The organism is Streptosporangium sp. NPDC048886 (genome assembly GCF_055586905.1).
Genome location: NZ_JBVJHH010000007.1, coordinates 104130 through 121363, shown reverse-complemented (window position 1 = coordinate 121363; position 17234 = coordinate 104130). Strand labels below are relative to the sequence as shown.

The window sequence follows — 17234 nt, the reverse complement described above, 5'->3', positions numbered from 1 at the left end:
CTGTATGACCGCACCGCTTGACGTCTCCGGGCAGGCCATGGAGGCCCAGCCGGAGGCCGTGCTTCAAGGGGCGGGCGGAAAGGCCATCGAAGGCCGTTCGCTCGGCCAGATCGCCTGGATACGCCTCAAACGCGACAAGGCGGCGATTATCGGCGCCTTCGTCGTGGTCTTCCTGACGCTGGTGGCGGTCTTCGCCGAGCGTCCCTTCGGTGGCCTGATCGCGCTGTTCGGCGACCTGCCGAACATCCCGAACAACGACCTCGTCGACCCGCTGACCGGCGCTCCGACCGGGGCCTGGGGCGGCATCAGCCTGGAGCATCCGTTCGGCCTGGAGCCGGTCAACGGCCGCGACATCTTCGCCCGGATCCTGTCCGGCGCGCAGATCTCGCTGCTGGTCGCCTTCCTCGCCACGCTGGTCTCGGTGGTGCTCGGCTCGCTGCTGGGCGTGCTCGCGGGATACTTCGGCGGCTGGACCGACACCATCATCAGCCGCCTGATGGACATCTTCCTGGCCTTCCCGCTGCTGCTGTTCGCGATCGCCATCGTCGGCGCCGTCCCCGACCAGGCGCTCGGCCTGGAGGGCAACGGCCTGCGGATCGCGGTGATCGTGTTCATCATCGGCTTCTTCAACTGGCCCTACATCGCGCGCATCGTGCGTGGCCAGACCCTGTCGCTGCGCGAGCGCGAGTTCGTGGACGCGGCGCGCTCCCTGGGGGCGGGCAGCCGTTACATCATCTTCCGCGAGATGTTCCCGAACCTCATCGCGCCGATCCTCGTCTACGCCACGCTGCTCATCCCCACGAACATCCTGTTCGAGGCCGCGCTGTCGTTCCTGGGCGTGGGCGTGGCCGAGCCGCAGGCCTCCTGGGGCGGCATGCTGACCCGCGCGGTGGACTACTACCAGATATCCCCGCACTTCATGATCGTCCCGGGCCTCGCGATCTTCATCACCGTGATGGCCTTCAACCTGCTGGGCGACGGGCTCCGGGACGCCCTCGACCCTCGGGCCCGGTAGCGGCAACGCTTCCGCTCCTCTATATCACCGTCACTCATGACAAGGGGTGTACAACCACGATGAGGAAGACCAACGCTCTGGCGCTCGCCGCGCTGGGCACTGCGCTGACCATGGGTCTGGCCGCCTGCGGCGGCACGGCCGGTGGCGGTGGCAACACGAGCTCCGGGGACAAGGGCACCGGTGCCGCCGGATCGGGCGCCAAGCACAACGACGGCTACACCAAGGTCGTCAACGCCTCCGACGCCAAGGGCGGCACGCTCAAGTTCGCCCTGTCGGACGAGCCCGACTCCATGGACCCGGGTAACACCTACTACGCGTGGAACTGGAACTTCTCGCGTCTGTACTCCCGCCCGCTGATGACCTACGCCGCCGCGCCGGGCGAGGCGGGCCTCAAGCTCGTCCCGGACCTGGCCGAGGGCCCCGGTGTGCCGAGCGAAGACGGCAAGACCTGGACCTACAAGCTCAAGAAGGGCATCAAGTACGACGACGGCACCGAGGTCAAGGCCGCGGACGTCAAGTACGCCATCGCCCGCAGCAACTTCACCTCCGAGCTCACCGACGGCCCGAAGTACTTCGCCCAGTACCTCGACGCCGGTGACTACAAGGGTCCCTACAAGGACAAGAACCTCGACGACTTCAAGGGTATCGAGACGCCGGACGACTACACCGTCGTCTTCAAGCTCAAGGACCCGTTCGCCGAGTTCGACTTCCTGACGGCCAACCCGCAGTCCGCGCCGGTGCCGCAGGCCAAGGACACCGGTCTCGACTACGAGAAGACCGTGGCCTCCACCGGTCCCTACAAGATCGAGAGCCACGAGGTCGGAAAGCAGTTCAACCTCGTGAAGAACGAGAACTGGGACCCGGCCACCGACACCACCCGCAAGCAGCTGCCGGACCGCATCGAGGTGCAGTTCAAGCAGAACGCCGAGGACATCGACCAGCGTCTGCTCGCCGGGCAGATCCAGGTCGACCTGGCCGGCACCGGTGTCCAGACCGCGGCCCGCGCCAAGATCGTCGCCGACCCCAAGCTGAAGGACTCGACGGACAACCCGTTCACGCCCTTCAACCGCTACGCGATGATGTCGACGGCCGTCAAGCCGTTCGACAACATCGACTGCCGCAAGGCCGTCCAGTACGCCACCGACAAGGTCGCCACCCAGGCGCCGTGGGGTGGCCCGCTCGGCGGCGAGATCGGCACCACCGCGATGACCCCGACCACGGTCGGCTACAAGCAGTTCGACCTCTACCCCAACGGCGCCGACCACAAGGGCGACCTGGCCAAGGCCAAGGAGCACCTGGCGGCCTGCGGCCAGCCGAACGGCTTCACGACCAACATCGCGGTCCGCGGTGACCGGACCAAGGAGGTCCAGGTCGCCGAGGCCCTGCAGGCCTCGCTCGACCGGGTCGGCATCAAGGCCACGATCAAGAAGTACCCCTCGGGTGACTGGAGCGCGCAGTACGCCGGCAAGCCGGAGTTCGTGCACAAGAACAACCTGGGCATCATGATCGCGGGCTGGGGCGCCGACTGGCCGTCCGGCTTCGGCTTCCTGTCGCAGATCGTCGACGGCCGCTTCGTCAAGGCCTCCGGCAACTACAACATGATGGAGCTCAACGACCAGTCGGTGAACGACCTGCTCGACAAGGGCATCCAGACCACCGACACCGCGGCCCGCAACGAGATCTGGGCCGAGGTGGACAAGAAGGTCATGGAGTCGGCGGCGTTCATGTCGTTCGTCTACGAGAAGACCCTGATCTTCCGTCCCGCGAACCTGACCAACGTGTACGTGCACCCCGCCTACGGCATGTACGACTACACGTGGCTCGGCGTCAAGCAGTAGTCCTTCTCTAGCTAGCCAAAGGCAGGTGAAGGCCTGACGGCGCCCGGGAGCGATCCTCCCGGGCGCCCCGGCCGAACGATCGTGGTCGCTTTCATCGTCCGCCGCGTGATCGCGGCCGTGCTGATGCTCGTCATCGTCAGCGTGGCCACTTTCGCGATCTTCTTTCTCATCCCGCGTGCCCTGGGACAGACCCCTGAGGGCATGGCGTCGCGTTACGTCGGGCGGGATGCCACGCCCGAGGCGATCCAGGGCGCTGTCAAGAGACTCCACCTGGACGACCCGCTCATCGTGCAGTACGGCCGGTTCGCCCAGGGCATCGTCGTCGGCCAGGACTACTCGCTCGGTCCGAAGAAGGCCGAGTGCCCGGCGCCCTGCTTTGGCTTCTCCTTCAACAACAACCAGCCGGTCTGGCCGACGCTGCTCGACCGGCTCCCGGCGACCCTGTCGCTCGCCCTGGGCGCGGCCATCACCTGGCTCGCCGTCGGAGTCAGCATCGGTGTCGTCTCCGCGCTGAGACGCGGCACCGCGCTCGACCGCGCGGCCATGACGGTGGCGCTGGCCGGGGTGTCGTTGCCGATCTACTTCACCGGCCTGGTCTCGCTGTCGGTGTTCGCCTACACGCTCGGGATCTTCCCCGGCGGAGGCAGCTACATCGGGCTCACCGAGAATCCGATCATGTGGTTCCAGTCGCTCGTGCTCCCCTGGATCACCCTGGCGTTCCTCTACGCGGCCCTCTACGCCCGGCTCACCCGGGCGGGCATGCTGGAGACGATGGGCGAAGACTACATCCGCACCGCCCGCGCCAAGGGCCTCAAGGAGCGCACGGTGGTCACCAAGCACGCCCTGCGCGCCACGCTGACCCCGATCCTCACCATCTTCGGCCTCGACCTCGGCCTGCTGCTGGGCGGCGCGGTGCTCACCGAGAGCACCTTCTCCATCCCCGGCATCGGTAAGCTGGTCATCGACGCGATCCGGGGCAACGACCTGCCCATCGTGCTGGGTGTGACCCTGTTCGCCGCCTTCTTCATCGTCCTGGCCAACCTCATCGTGGACGTCCTGTACGCGGTGGTCGACCCGAGGGTGAGGCTGTCATGACGACTGCGCCCGACTCCTTCCTGGAGCTGCGCGACCTGCGCATCCACTTCCCGACCGAAGACGGCCTGGTCAAGTCCGTCGACGGCCTGTCCTTCAAGCTCGACCGGGGCAAGACCCTGGGCATCGTGGGCGAGTCGGGGTCCGGCAAGAGCGTGACCAGCCTCGGCATCCTGGGGCTGCACAAGGGCGGCCGGGCCAAGATCTCCGGTGAGATCTGGCTCGACGGCGAGGAGCTCGTCGGCGCGAGCGGCGACCACGTGCGCACGCTGCGCGGCAAGAAGATGGCGATGATCTTCCAGGATCCGCTGTCGTCGATGCACCCCTTCTACACCGTCGGCGCCCAGATCATCGAGGCGTACCGGATCCACCACAACGTCAGCAAGTCGGTCGCGCGCAAGCACGCGATCGACATGCTCGGCCGGGTGGGCATCCCGCAGCCCGACAAGCGCGTCGACAGCTACCCCCACGAGTTCTCCGGCGGCATGCGCCAGCGCGCCATGATCGCCATGGCGCTGTCGTGCGACCCCGAGCTGCTGATCGCCGACGAGCCGACCACCGCCCTCGACGTGACGGTCCAGGCGCAGATCCTCGACCTGATGCTGGACCTGCAGCGCGAGTTCAACTCCGCGCTGATCATCATCACCCACGACCTCGGCGTGGTCGCCGAGCTGTCGGACGACATCCTGGTGATGTACGGCGGCAAGTGCATCGAGTACGGCTCCGCCGAGGACATCTTCTACCGGCCCGAGCACCCCTACACCTGGGGTCTGCTGGGGTCGATGCCCCGCCTGGACCGCGAGCCCACCGAGCGGCTGCTCCCGATCAAGGGCACCCCGCCCTCCCTGATCAACGTGCCGGCCGGGTGCGCCTTCAACCCCCGGTGCACCTACGACGACCGCACCGGTGGCAAGGCCACCACCGAGGTGCCCGAGCTCCTGGAGACCGAGGGCGGTCACCTGGTCCGCTGCCACCTGCCGCGCGCGGAACGGCGGGCCATCTGGGAAAACGAGATCAAGCCGATGATGGAGAGCACGTGACGGTTGATGACAAGGGCGCGGCTGTGACCGATCCCGAGGCGCTGCTGTCCGTCCAGGGGCTGCAGAAGCACTTCCCGGTGACCAAGGGCCTGCTCAAGCGTCAGATCGGCGCGGTGAAGGCCGTCGACGGCGTCAGCTTCGACGTCCGCAAGGGCGAGACGCTCGGCCTGGTGGGCGAGTCGGGCTGCGGCAAGAGCACCACCGGCCGCCTGATCACCCGCCTGCTGGAGCCCACCGGCGGCAAGGTCGTCTTCGAGGGCCACGACATCACGCACATGTCGCAGTCGGCCATCCGGCCGCTCCGCCGCGACATGCAGATGATCTTCCAGGACCCCTACTCGTCGCTCAACCCCCGCCACACGGTGGGCGCCATCGTCGGCGCGCCGTTCCGGATCCAGGGCATCCAGACCGAGCAGGGCACCAAGAAGGCGGTCCAGGAGATCCTGGAGCTGGTCGGGCTCAACCCCGAGCACTACAACCGCTACCCGCACGAGTTCTCCGGCGGCCAGCGCCAGCGCATCGGCATCGCCCGCACGCTGGCCCTCAAGCCCAAGCTCATCATCGCCGACGAGCCGGTCTCCGCCCTGGACGTGTCGATCCAGGCCCAGGTGGTCAACCTCCTGGAGGACCTGCAGAACGAGCTCGACCTGACCTACGTCATCGTCGCGCACGACCTGTCGGTCATCCGGCACATCAGCGACCGGGTCGCGGTCATGTACCTGGGCAAGATCGTCGAGCTGGCCGACCGCAAGGCCCTGTACGAATCGCCCATGCACCCCTACACCAACGCCCTGATGTCGGCGGTGCCCGTCCCCGACCCGGCCCGGCGCAAGGACCGCGAGCGCATCCGGCTCCAGGGCGACGTGCCGAGCCCGCTCAACCCGCCGCCCGCCTGCCGCTTCCACACCCGGTGCTGGAAGGCTCAGGCGGTCTGCAAGACGGTGGAGCCGCCGCTGGTCGAGCTCGCCACCGGCCACCAGGTGGCCTGCCACTTCCCGGAGAACGCGCCGGCGGCCCAGCAGACCGTGGAGGCCGCGACCGCCTGAGCGGCGAGCCGCGCCGATCCGGCCGGTGAACCGCGCGACCTGAGCGCCCGCTGAACGCCTCCGCCGTACGGCGGAGGCGTTCCGGCGTCTTGCAACGCTCCATTGCCGCCCTTGACCGGCGACTGTCACATTTGCGCCACAGCCTCTCGCCGGGGCTGGTCAGCCCCGGCCTCCCCGTGGATCCTGCGATCAAGGTAGGTCCGCATGACGGCCGCGACCCGGCCGCGAGACGGCGATGAGGTGCAGCATGCGACGAGACGGTGTGCCCCTGCGCGGTACGGCGGCGGTGATCGTGGGAACGGCTCTGGCCGTCTCCACGGCGGCCTGTGGCGGTGGAGGCGGTGCGGAGCCGGGAGCCACCGCGACCGACGCGGCGAAGGGCTCGACCCTGATCTTCGCCTCGTCGGCCGATCCCAGCATCCTCGACCCGGCCTACCACAGCGACGGGGAGTCCTCCCGGGTGACCAACCAGATCTTCGAGACGCTGGTGGCGACCGAGAAGGGAGGCACCGGCATCGTGCCCGGCCTGGCGGAGAGCTGGAAGGTCAGCAAGGACGCCAGAACCTACACCTTCACGCTCCGCAAGGGGGTCAGGTTCCACGACGGCGAGCCCTTCGACGCCGCGGCCGTGTGCGCCAACTTCGAGCGCTGGTACAACTTCACGGGGCTCTCGCAGTCCGACTCGGTCTCCTACTACTGGGTGACCGTCTTCCGGGGCTTCGCCAAGAACGAGTCCGACAGCCTGGGCAAGAGCCTGTACGGCGGGTGCGCGGCCAAGGGCGACGGCACCGTGGAGCTCAAGCTCACCGAGCCCTCCGCCGCGGTGCTGTCGGCGCTGACGCTGTCGTCCTTCGGCATCGCCAGCCCCAAGGCGCTGAAGGACTACAAGGCCGACGAGGTGAGCGGGACCGCCGAGTCGCCGCAGTTCACCGGGACCTTCGGCACCGAGCACCCGGTCGGCACCGGGCCGTTCAAGTTCTCCAGCTGGACCCGCGGCGACAAGCTGGAGCTGGTCCGCAACGACGACTACTGGGGCGAGAAGGCCAAGCTCAACAAGATCATATTCCGTCCCATCGAGAAGGCCGCCGACCGGGCGCAGGCGCTGCGCGCGGGCTCGGTCCACGCCTTCGACTACGCCGACCCGGCGGACCTGGAGTCGCTCAAGAGCGCCGGGGTGCAGGTGATCGAGCGGGCCCCGTTCAACCTGGGCTACCTCGGGTTCAGCCAGCGGACCAAGATCATGCAGAACCAGAAGATCCGGCAGGCGATCGCCCACGCGATCAACCGCGAGAACGTGGTGAAGACCAAGTACGGCGCGGGGGCCAAGGTCGCCAACGCGTTCATGCCGGACAGCCTGTGGAGCTACACCGAGGACTTCACCAGATACGACTACAACGTGGACAAGGCCCGGCAGCTCATCGCTGAGTCCGGGGAGAAGGACCCGACGCTGGAGTTCTGCTACCCGAGCGGCGTCAGCCGCGCCTACATGGTCGACCCGGCCGGCAACTTCCAGCTGATGAAGGCCGACCTGGAGGCCGCCGGCTTCAAGGTCACCCCGAAGACCTCGCCGTGGAGCCCCGACTACCTGAACATCTCCCAGGCCGGCGACTGCCCGCTGTACATGCTCGGCTGGAACGGCGACTACGGCGACCCCGACAACTTCCTCGGCACCCTGTTCCAGTCCTTCTCCAGCCAGTGGTCGTTCAGGAACGAGGCGATCTTCAAGGTGCTGGACGACGCCGAACGGGAGCCGGACCAGGCCAAGCGCGAGGAGCTGTACAAGCGGGCGAACGCGCTGATCGCCGAGTTCGTGCCGGGCGTGCCGTACGCGCAGAGCCCCTCGTTCTCGGCCGCGGCCAAGAACGTCCAGGGTTGGGTGCCGAGCCCGGTGCTCAACGACGTCTTCGCCGCGATCTCGCTGTCCTGACAGATGCTCAGGTTCGTCGTCAGACGGCTGGCGCTGCTCGTCCCGATCCTGCTGGGACTGTCGATCCTGCTGTTCCTGTGGGTCAGGGCGCTGCCGGGCGGGCCCGCCGAGGCATTGCTGGGGGAGCGGGCCACACCGGAGGCCGTCGAGCGGGTCAGGAGGCTCTACGGCCTGGACCGCCCCTGGTACGAGCAGTACCTCACCTGGGCGGGCAACGCCCTGCGCGGAGACCTGGGCGTGTCCAGCCGGACCCAGCACCCGGTCCTGGAGGAACTGCTACGGACCTTCCCCGCCACGGTGGAGCTCTCCCTCACCGCGATGATCTTCGCGGTGGGGGTGGGCATCCCCCTCGGCTACTTCGCCGCCCGCCGCCACGGCACCTGGCTCGACCACGTCTCGGTCGCCGGATCGCTGTTCGGCATCACGATCCCGGTCTTCTTCCTGGGCTACATGCTCAAGTTCGTCTTCGCCGAGAAGTTCGGGATCCTGCCCACCGACGGCCGCCAGGACCCGCTGCTCGACACCGCGCACCCCACGGGGTTCTACGTGCTGGACGGGCTGGTCACCGGTAACCTGGAGGCGTTCTGGGACGCGCTGGCGCACCTGGTCCTGCCCGGTGTCGCGCTCGGGACCATCCCGCTGGCGATCGTGGTGCGCATCACCCGCGCCTCCGTGCTGGACGTGCTCCACGAGGACTACGTGCGCACCGCCGAGGCCAAGGGGCTCAGGCGGTCCACGATCCGGGGGCGGCACGTGCTGCGCAACGCCATGCTCCCGGTCACCACGATCGTCGGCCTGCAGGTCGGGCTGCTGCTCGGCGGCGCCGTGCTGACCGAGACCGTCTTCGCCTTCCCGGGTTTCGGCAAGTTCACGGCCGACTCGATCGCGGCCAGGGACTACGCCGTGCTGCAGGGCTTCATCCTGTTCACCGCCGTGGTCTTCGTACTGGTCAACCTGCTGGTCGACATCGCCTACGGGCTCATCGACCCGAGAGTGAGGGTGGCGTGAACGGTCGAGGCGTCCTGGCGAGGTGGGCGGCATGAGCCTGTCCCAGGCCGAGGCGGCCATCGCGCCGGAGGAGGCCGGCGGCGGCCTCGGCCGGCACGCCTGGCGCCGGCTGCGGCGCAACCCCGTCGCGGTCATCGGCGCACTCCTGGTGTTCCTGTTCGTCGCGGTCGCCCTGCTCGCCCCGTGGCTGGCGCCCTTCCCGCCGGACCGGCCGGTCGGCCAGGTCACCCCCACCTCCATCCCGGGCCCGTCCGCCGAGCACTGGTTCGGCCTGGACGACCTGGGCCGCGACGAGCTCACCCGCGTCCTGTGGGGGGCCCGCTGGTCCCTGGTCATCGGCGTGGTCTCGCTGCTGCTCGGCATGGCGGGCGGGCTGCTGCTCGGGCTGCTCGCCGGGACCTTCGGAGGCGTGGTCGACACCGTCGTGATGCGCCTGGTCGACATGGTGCTGTCGGTCCCCGGCCTGCTGTTCGCCATCGGCGTCGCGGCCATGCTGGGGGCGGGGCTGGACGCCGTGATGATCGCCATCGCTGTGGTGAACATGCCGATCTTCGCCCGGCTGCTGCGCGGCCAGATGCTGGCCCAGCGCCAGTCCGACTACGTGCTGGCGGCCAGGGCGGTCGGCGTGCGGCGGCGGCGGATCGTGCTCGGCCACATCCTGCCCAACTCGCTGACCCCGGTCATCGTGCAGGGCACGCTGACCCTGGCCACCGCGATCGTGGACGCGGCCGGCCTGGCCTTCCTGGGCCTGTCCAGCAACGACCCCGGCATCCCCGAATGGGGCCGGATGCTGGCCGACACCCAGCGCTACCTGTCCAGCGCGCCGCTGCTCGCGGTCTTCCCCGGGCTGGCGATCGTCTTCGCGGCGCTCGGCTTCACCCTGCTGGGGGAGTCGCTGCGCGAGGCCCTCGACCCCAAATATCGGCGGTGACGTGTGAGTCTGCTCAAGGTCGAGGACCTGAACGTGGTCTTCCGGCAGCGGGGCCGCGCCGACGTGCGCGCCGTGGACGGTGTCAGCTTCACGGTGGCCCCGGGCGAGACCGTCGGCCTGGTGGGGGAGTCGGGCTGCGGCAAGTCCGTCACCTCCCTGGCGGTCATGGGCCTGCTGCCGCGGCGCGGCGTCCTGGTGGAGGGCGGCGTCGCCTTCGACGGGACCGAGCTGCTCTCCCTGCCCGCCGACAAGCTGCGCGCCCTGCGCGGCCGGGACCTGGCCGTGGTCTTCCAGGACCCGATGACCTCGCTCAACCCGGTGGTGCCCATCGGGGTCCAGGTGGCCGAGGTGCTCGTCCGCCACCGCGCGATGAGCTCGGGCGAGGCACGGCAGGAGGCCGCCGGCCTGCTGCGCCGGGTGGGCATCCCCGACCCTTCGCGGCGGCTGAGGGAGTATCCCCACCAGCTCTCCGGAGGCATGCGCCAGCGCGCGCTGATCGCGACCGCGCTGGCCTGCCGCCCCCGGCTCCTCATCGCCGACGAACCCACCACGGCGCTGGACGCCACCATCCAGGCGCAGATCCTCGAGCTGCTCAAGGCCCTGGTCTCCGACACCGGCACCGCCCTCGTGCTGATCACGCACGATCTCGGGGTGGTCGCCGGGATGTGCGACACGGTGCACGTGATGTACTCCGGCCGGATCGTCGAGCGGGCCCCCCGCCACGAGCTCTTCCGCCGCCCCCGCCACCCCTACACCGGCGGGCTGCTCGCCTCCGTCCCCCGTCTCGACCGGCCGCGCGGCGTACGCCTCGAACCCATCCAGGGCTCGCCCCGCGACACCATCCCCTGGGCGCGGGGCTGCGCCTTCGCCCCCCGCTGCCGCAACCGGATCGCCGAGTGCGCCACCGCGGCCCCCCGACTGCGCGGAGACCCCCATGGCCTGCGCTGCTTCAACCCGCTGGAGGCCGAGGTGGTCACCCCATGAGCCCGGAGCCGCTGCTGTCCGTCCGGGGGCTGAAGGTCCACTTCCCGGTGAGGAAAGGCGTCCTGCTGCAACGGGTCGCGGGCCACGTCCGGGCCGTCGACGGCGTCGACCTCGACGTACGGCGCGGCATGACCTACGGCCTGGTGGGGGAGTCGGGCTGCGGCAAGAGCACGCTCGGCAAGGCCGTGCTCAGGCTGGTGGAGCCCACGGCCGGGACCGTCCTGTTCGACGGCGCCGACGTCGGGACGCTGGGCCCGGAGCGGATGCGCCTGCTCCGGCGGCACATGCAGATGATCTTCCAGGATCCCCTGGCCAGCCTCGACCCCCGCCAGAGCGTGGAGTCGGTGCTCACCGAGCCGCTGCGGGCCCACGGCTTCACCGGCGGCAGGTCCCGGCGGGTGCGCGAGCTGCTCGACCTGGTGGGACTCCCGGCCGCGGCCGCCGGCCGCTACCCCCACGAGTTCTCCGGCGGCCAGCGCCAGCGTGTCGGCATCGCCAGGGCGATCGCCCTCAACCCCGCCCTGATCATCGCCGACGAGCCGGTCTCCGCCCTGGACGTCTCGATCCAGGCCCAGATCGTCAACCTGCTGGAGGACCTGCAGGAGCAGCTCGGCCTCACCTACATCGTGGTCGCCCACGACCTGGCGGTGGTGCGCCACGTCAGCGACGTCATCGGCGTGATGTATCTCGGCGCGCTGGTGGAGGAGGCCTCCTCCGACGAGCTGTACGCCGAGCCGCTGCACCCCTACACGATCGCGCTGATGTCGGCGATCCCGATCCCGGACCCCGAGGTCGAGGAGCGCAGGCGGCGGATCCTGCTCACCGGGGACCTGCCGTCCCCGGTGGACGTCCCGGCCGGCTGCCGCTTCCACACCCGCTGCCCGTTCCGCCGGCCGGAGCGGTGCGCCGACGAGCCGCCCGAGCTGCGGGAGATACGTCCCGGCCGCAAGGTCGCCTGCCACTGGGCCGAGGAGATCGCGGCCGGGAGCATCCAGGCCGCCGCGAGCGCCCACGACCCCACCGCGACGGAGGTGGGCACCCCCGTCACCTCGGCCTGGACCTGACCGGGCGGGGGCGGCCCGGCATCCCGGCATCCCGGCATGGGCCCGTGCCCGCCGCCCGACAGGCGCGACCGGGTGGGGTCCGGCCGGGTGGCCCGTCGGGCGGGTCCGTCGGCACAGTGCGGGCGTGAGCGGGCGGAGGCCCGGCCGGATGGCTGCCCGTGGGGCGGGCCCGTCAGCCCAGCGCGGACATGACCGGCGCGAAGAACCGGCTCCGGTCGCCGGGCAGGGACTCCCCGCCGGCGACCATGTCCGAGGTCCGCATCCCCGCGACCACCCCGTGCCCGGCCAGCCACCGCGCCAGCGGCGCGTTACGGTCCTCGATCTCCAGCCGGACCGGGCCGTCGACCTGGGAGGCGAGATCGGCTATCAGGGACCGGGCGTCGGCGGGGCTCGCCGCGATCACCGGCCCGACGACCGTGCTGCCCACGTTGCGCCACATCCCGGCGTACCCCGAGATCCCCCGCCCGCCCTCGATCACCCGGAGCTGCTCGGCGAAGCCCGCGTACCTCGCCAGGAGGGCGGACCTGTCGGCGCCGACGACCTCGGCGTCGAGGTCGGCGATCGCCTTCAGGTCCTCGGGGGAGGCGGCGCGGGACGTGCCGGACGCCTGCCCGGTGAAGGTCCCCAGATGCATGGCGACCCCACCCGTCACCCGGAAGCCGAGCCGCTCGTAGAGAGGGCGGCCCATCTCGGTCGCGTTCAGGAAGACGGTCGCGCCGCGCGCCTGCTCCAGCACATGGCCGATCAGACGCCTGCCCAGCCCCCGCCCCCCGTGACGCGAGGCCACCAACACCATGCTGACCGCCGCGGTGCGCGTGCCGTAGCGGGTCAGTACGGCGGAGGCCACCAGTTCCCCGTCCGGGTCGACGATCCCGTAGCCCTCCCCGCCCTGGAGCAGGAAGAGCCACTTGCGCTCCTCACGCGACCACCGCCGGTCCTCCGCGAGCCGCAGGCAGGCGCCGAGGTCGTCAGGGTCCAGTCCACGTATGATCATCAAAAGCCTCCAAGGCTCACGAGCGCTCCTGCGGCGGTGCCGAGGAGCATGGCGGGCAGGAATCCGAGGCGCCGGGCGGCCAGCCCCGCCACGACGGCGGCGACGGCCAGGTGGACCGCCGGACGGCCGGCGGGCGCCGCCTGGACGGTCACGACGGCGGCCAGCAGCGCCACCGGCAGCAGGGCGGTGAACAGACTCCAGCGCCCGTCCACCCCGGCCCGGGCGGCCGTGCTCACCCCGGCCAGCCGGAGCAGGTAGGTCACGGCGGCCAGCCCCGCGACGAACAGCAGAACGACGCTCACGTGGCCTCCACGGGGGTCGGGGTGGTCGGCCGGGCCCTGCTGTGAGCAGGGGCGCGGACGGGGCCGTGGGCGGGCGGGACGGCGTTCACGCGGACCTCACCAAGGCCGGGACGGCGGCCAGCGCGGCGACGAGGATCGGCAGGCCCGGTGGCAGCCACCACGACGCCACCAGCGCCAGGGCCGCGGCCCCCGCGGCGACCGCCGTCTGGCGGCGGGTGCGGAGCAGGGGGACGAGCAGCGCGGCGAAGGCCGCCACGGCGGCCCCGTCCACCGCTCCCCGGGCTCCGGCCGGCAGCACCGAGCCGAGCACCGCCCCGGCGGCCGTGCCGCCCACCCAGCCGGTGAACAACACCATCCCGACCAGCAGGAACGTCCGCCTGCGCGCGGCCGGGACCCCGCGTGACACCGCGGCCGCCACTGATTCGTCGGAGACCAGGTGCGCGGCCAGCCACCGGCCCCACCTGGTCCGGAAGACGTCGCCCAGCGCCAGCCCGAACGCGGTCAGCCGCAGATTGACCAGCGACGCGGCGACCACCGCCGCGGCCACCGCGCCGCCGCCCGGCCCGACGGCCCCCGCCGCGCCGCCCAGCGCCTCGGAGGCGCCGCCGCCCAGCGCGGTGAGCCCGACGATCTGGCTGCCGCCGGCGTGCACCACGGCGCTGGCCAGCACCGCCTCCCACGCGGACCAGCCCTGCTCCACCGCCGCCGCGCCGAACACCGCCGAGTAGGTGGCCGCCCCCGCCGCCGCGCCCAGCGCGAGCCCGAGGTCCGACCGCGTGTCACCCGGTGGGGTCTCCACGTCCGGCAGGGGCCCGAGGTCCGGTCGTGTGCCGCCCGGCGCGGATCCGAGGTCCGACCGTGTGTCACCTTGTGGGATCTGCGTGTCCGGCGCGGATCCGGGGGCCGGTCGCGTGTCGGCCCGCCGGGACCCGGCGTCTGGTACGGGGGCGCCGGGCGGCGCCGGAGGGGCGGTGGCCGGATCGGCCTGACTCCGCCGCCCGGTCTCGGACGTCCGTGCGCCCGGCTGGTCTGTCATGGGTCAACCGTCGGCCGGGGAGCTCGGCCCGGGTTAATAGTTTGCGGCTATGCCGATAGCCGATGGCTATCCTTGCGGAATGGACGTCACTTTGCCGGCCGTGCGGGCGTTCGTCGCGGTGGCCCGCACCGGATCGTTCCGGGAGGCGGCCATCTCGCTCGGGGTCAGCCAGCCCACCGTGAGCACCGCCGTGAAGCGGCTGGAGGCCACCGCCGGGCGGCGGTTGCTGGTCCGCGACCGCGACGGCGTGCGCCTGACCGAGCTGGGCGGCCGGGTGCTGGCCCACGCGGCGGCGGTGACGGCCGCCGCCGACGAGCTCACGGCTCTGCTGACCGGGGGCGACACCGAGCTGACCGTGGGCTTCATGGGCGAGGCGGCCGGCGCGCGCACCTCCCGGCTCCTCGACGGCGTGCGGCACGTCTCCGGCGGGCGGGTGCGGCTGCGCCGTTTCGACTTCGACGACCCGGCCTGCGGCCTGCTGACTGGGGCCAGCGACCTGGCCGTGGTGTGGCCGCCGCTGACCACCGGCGACGCCCTGGACACACTGATCCTCGGCAGCGACCGGCGGGCCGTCGCGGTGCCGGTCGGCGACCCGCTCGCCCGGCTGCCCGTGGCCGGCCCCGCCGACCTGGCCGGCCGCGTCTGGGTGGTGCCCCGCAGCCCCGACCCGGTCTGGCGGGCCTTCCGCCACCCGGCCTTCATCGGGGTGACGGACATCGCGGGCGAGGTCGGCTCCTCCGCGATCGAGGAGACCCTGGAGCTGGTCGCGTCCGGCCAGGGCGTCGCGCTGCTCTCGGAGGGCACCGACGAGCACTACGCCCGCGCCGGAGTGGTGTTCGTCCTGCTGGCCGACGATTGCCGCTGCACCACCGCCGTCGCCTGGCGGCGTGCCGACACCCGGCCGGTGCTCGCCCGGATCCTCGCCGGGCTCCGCTCCGGGGCACTCCTGCCGCAGGGAGGCTAGGGGATGGCGCCCGGGGTGATCAGACCGGTCTCGTAGGCCAGGACCACCGCCTGGACGCGGTCGCGCAGGCCGAGCTTGGTGAGCACGTTGCCGACGTGGGTCTTGACCGTCGTCTCGCTCACCACGAGCTCGGCGGCGATCTCCGCGTTCGACATGCCCCGGGCGATCAGCCGCAGCACCTCCATCTCACGCTCGGTGAGCCGGTCCAGGCGGGCCGGGGTGGACTGCTGGTGCGCCGAGGGCAGGCGCGCCCCGAACCTGTCCAGCAGCCGCCGGGTCACGCTCGGCGCGACGATGGCGTCGCCCGCCGCGACCACCCGGATGGCCTGCACCAGCTCGTCGGGCGGGACGTCCTTGAGCAGGAAGCCGCTGGCCCCGGCGCGCAGCGCCTCGACGATGTATTCGTCCAGGTCGAAGGTGGTCAGCACCAGCACCCTCGGCACGTGGGCCCCGCCGGTGGCCTCCCGGACGATCCGGCGGGTCGCCTCTATGCCGTCCACGCCCGGCATCCGGATGTCCATCAGCACCACGTCGGGCATCAGCGCGCGCGACTGGTCCTGGGCGGCCTTGCCGTCCCCGGCCTCGCCCACCACGGTGACGTCCGGCTCGGCCTCCAGGATGAGCCGGAAACCGGTGCGCAGCAGTGGCTGGTCGTCCACCAGTAACACTCTGATCGTCATCACACGTCCTTGAGGGGAAACCGGGCATTGACCTCGAACCCGCCCTCTGGACGCGGGCCGATCCTCAGGATTCCACCATAGAGGGCCACACGCTCACGGATGCCGACCAGCCCGTGCCCGGTCCGGCCGGTGGCGGGGGCGGGCGGCTCGGCGCCGCGGCCGTCGTCCTCGACCTGTACGGCCAGCTCGCCCGGGCCCTGCCGTACCGTCACCCAGGCGCGGGCCCGGGGCCCCGCGTGTCGCAGGCTGTTGGTCAGCGCCTCCTGGACCAGCCGGTAGGCGGCCAGGTCGACACCGGGCGGCAGCGGACCTCCCTCGGCCTCGATCCACAGCTGCGTCCGCAGGCCCGCCTCGCGCATCTGGTCGACCAACGTGGGGATCTCCTGCACCCCCGGCTGCGGGCTGCGCTCGGCGGGCGCCGCGTCGGTCCTGAGCACGCCCACGATGTTGCGCATCTCGGCCATCGCGGTCCGGCCCATCTCCTCGATCGCCGACAGCGCCTCCCGGGCGCCGTCGGGGTTGGTGGCCAGCACCCGGCGCGCCGCCGAAGCCTGGACGGTCATCACGCTCACGTGGTGGGCGACCACGTCGTGCAGCTCACGGGCGATGCGGGAGCGCTCCTCGGCCCTGGCCGCCCGCGTGTCGGACTCCCGGGCCCGTTCCGTCCGGGCGGCCCGCTCGCGCAGCTCGGCGAGGTAGGCCCGGCGCAGCCGGGCGCTCCGGCCGGCGATCCACAGGGTCATGGTCAGCACGGCCACGAACAGGTGGGCCGTCCGGTCGGCGGGCCCGGTGACCGTCACCGCCAGGAGGGCGCGGCAGGTCAGGCTCAGCGCCAGCGCGCACAGGCTGAGCGCCAGGCCGCGGTGGGCGGCGACCGTGTAGACCAGCACCAGCGCGGCCACCCAGAGCAGGGAGCCGCTCTGGTCCAGCGACGCCAGCGTCACCTCGACGAGGACGACCAGGAAGAGCATCGCGAACGGCCGGCTGCGGCGCAGCGCCGTGGACAGGCAGCCGGCCACGGTCAGGACGAGGCTCAGCGCGCCGGGCTCCCGGAGCCCGGCAGGGGCGTCGAAGCCGGCCAGGGAGGGGGCGTAGGCGCAGGGCACCGCGGCGGCCGCCAGCATCCCCGCCAGGACGGCGTCGGGGATCAGCGGGTGTCGGTGGAGCCAGGCCCGCAGGCCGTCCGGGGTGTTGCGCACACAATCAATTTAGGCGTCCCACCCTCACAGCCACCCTGCTGCAGGGGGATATCGCCCTCATCCCCACGGATGACCCGCGGGAATCCGTGCTGTGGACCGGCCCGGCGCCGGACG

At 71.4% G+C, this 17234-nt stretch carries 16 protein-coding genes; 11 read left to right on the top strand and 5 right to left on the bottom strand.

Annotated features, from left to right (window positions below):
• Positions 1–4: 4 nt before the first annotated feature.
• From ACZ6R6_RS10620 to ACZ6R6_RS10575, 10 genes are all read left to right on the top strand, one after another.
• Positions 5–1015: an ABC transporter permease gene (locus ACZ6R6_RS10620; RefSeq protein WP_470092084.1), complete on the top strand. Its 1011-nt coding sequence runs from the start codon at positions 5–7 to the stop codon at positions 1013–1015.
• A gap of 59 nt (positions 1016–1074) precedes the next feature.
• On the top strand, positions 1075–2853 hold the full coding sequence (locus tag ACZ6R6_RS10615) for an ABC transporter substrate-binding protein (RefSeq protein WP_470092082.1): 1779 nt from the start codon (positions 1075–1077) through the stop codon (positions 2851–2853).
• Positions 2854–2934: 81 nt separating this feature from the next.
• Positions 2935–3948, top strand: coding sequence for an ABC transporter permease (locus ACZ6R6_RS10610; protein WP_306869063.1), 1014 nt, complete (start codon positions 2935–2937; stop codon positions 3946–3948).
• The gene (locus ACZ6R6_RS10605; protein WP_470092080.1) at positions 3945–4985 is read left to right on the top strand and encodes an ABC transporter ATP-binding protein; all 1041 of its coding nucleotides are present in this window, start codon (positions 3945–3947) and stop codon (positions 4983–4985) included. Before ACZ6R6_RS10610 ends, ACZ6R6_RS10605 begins: the two co-directional genes overlap by 4 nt.
• Positions 4982–6031, top strand: coding sequence for an ABC transporter ATP-binding protein (locus ACZ6R6_RS10600; protein ID WP_470092078.1), 1050 nt, complete (start codon positions 4982–4984; stop codon positions 6029–6031). Before ACZ6R6_RS10605 ends, ACZ6R6_RS10600 begins: the two co-directional genes overlap by 4 nt.
• 247 nt (positions 6032–6278) lie before the next feature.
• Entirely contained in the window at positions 6279–7958 is a 1680-nt protein-coding gene (locus tag ACZ6R6_RS10595; protein ID WP_470092076.1) for an ABC transporter substrate-binding protein, read from the top strand.
• 3 nt (positions 7959–7961) lie between these two features.
• Positions 7962–8966, top strand: coding sequence for an ABC transporter permease (locus ACZ6R6_RS10590; RefSeq protein ID WP_470092074.1), 1005 nt, complete (start codon positions 7962–7964; stop codon positions 8964–8966).
• 31 nt (positions 8967–8997) lie between these two features.
• The gene (locus ACZ6R6_RS10585; RefSeq protein WP_470092072.1) at positions 8998–9897 is read left to right on the top strand and encodes an ABC transporter permease; all 900 of its coding nucleotides are present in this window, start codon (positions 8998–9000) and stop codon (positions 9895–9897) included.
• A gap of 3 nt (positions 9898–9900) precedes the next feature.
• Complete coding sequence (locus ACZ6R6_RS10580) at positions 9901–10881, top strand: ABC transporter ATP-binding protein (protein WP_470092071.1); 981 nt, start codon at positions 9901–9903, stop codon at positions 10879–10881.
• Positions 10878–11945, top strand: coding sequence for an ABC transporter ATP-binding protein (locus tag ACZ6R6_RS10575; RefSeq protein WP_470092069.1), 1068 nt, complete (start codon positions 10878–10880; stop codon positions 11943–11945). The genes ACZ6R6_RS10580 and ACZ6R6_RS10575 overlap by 4 nt, the downstream gene beginning before the upstream one ends.
• Positions 11946–12117: 172 nt before the next feature.
• Here the strand turns inward: ACZ6R6_RS10575 and ACZ6R6_RS10570 are convergent, their stop codons facing one another.
• The 3 genes from ACZ6R6_RS10570 to ACZ6R6_RS10560 form a co-directional block, all read right to left on the bottom strand.
• Positions 12118–12939, bottom strand: a complete 822-nt coding sequence (locus tag ACZ6R6_RS10570) for a GNAT family N-acetyltransferase (protein WP_470092067.1) — start codon at positions 12937–12939, stop codon at positions 12118–12120.
• Positions 12939–13241, bottom strand: coding sequence for an AzlD domain-containing protein (locus ACZ6R6_RS10565; protein WP_470092065.1), 303 nt, complete (start codon positions 13239–13241; stop codon positions 12939–12941). Before ACZ6R6_RS10565 ends, ACZ6R6_RS10570 begins: the two co-directional genes overlap by 1 nt.
• Positions 13242–13326: 85 nt before the next feature.
• On the bottom strand, positions 13327–14040 hold the full coding sequence (locus ACZ6R6_RS10560; RefSeq protein WP_470092063.1) for an AzlC family ABC transporter permease: 714 nt from the start codon (positions 14038–14040) through the stop codon (positions 13327–13329).
• Positions 14041–14356: 316 nt separating this feature from the next.
• Between ACZ6R6_RS10560 and ACZ6R6_RS10555 the strand changes: the two genes are divergently transcribed.
• Positions 14357–15241 (top strand): LysR family transcriptional regulator, encoded by an 885-nt coding sequence (locus ACZ6R6_RS10555; RefSeq protein ID WP_470092061.1) that lies wholly within the window; start codon positions 14357–14359, stop codon positions 15239–15241.
• On the opposite strand, the gene ACZ6R6_RS10550 is transcribed toward ACZ6R6_RS10555, so the two are convergent.
• Complete coding sequence (locus tag ACZ6R6_RS10550; protein ID WP_306869091.1) at positions 15238–15921, bottom strand: response regulator; 684 nt, start codon at positions 15919–15921, stop codon at positions 15238–15240. The two genes, ACZ6R6_RS10555 and ACZ6R6_RS10550, sit on opposite strands and share 4 nt — an antisense overlap.
• Positions 15921–17120 (bottom strand): sensor histidine kinase, encoded by a 1200-nt coding sequence (locus ACZ6R6_RS10545; protein WP_470092059.1) that lies wholly within the window; start codon positions 17118–17120, stop codon positions 15921–15923. The genes ACZ6R6_RS10550 and ACZ6R6_RS10545 overlap by 1 nt, the downstream gene beginning before the upstream one ends.
• Positions 17121–17234 lie beyond the last annotated feature (114 nt).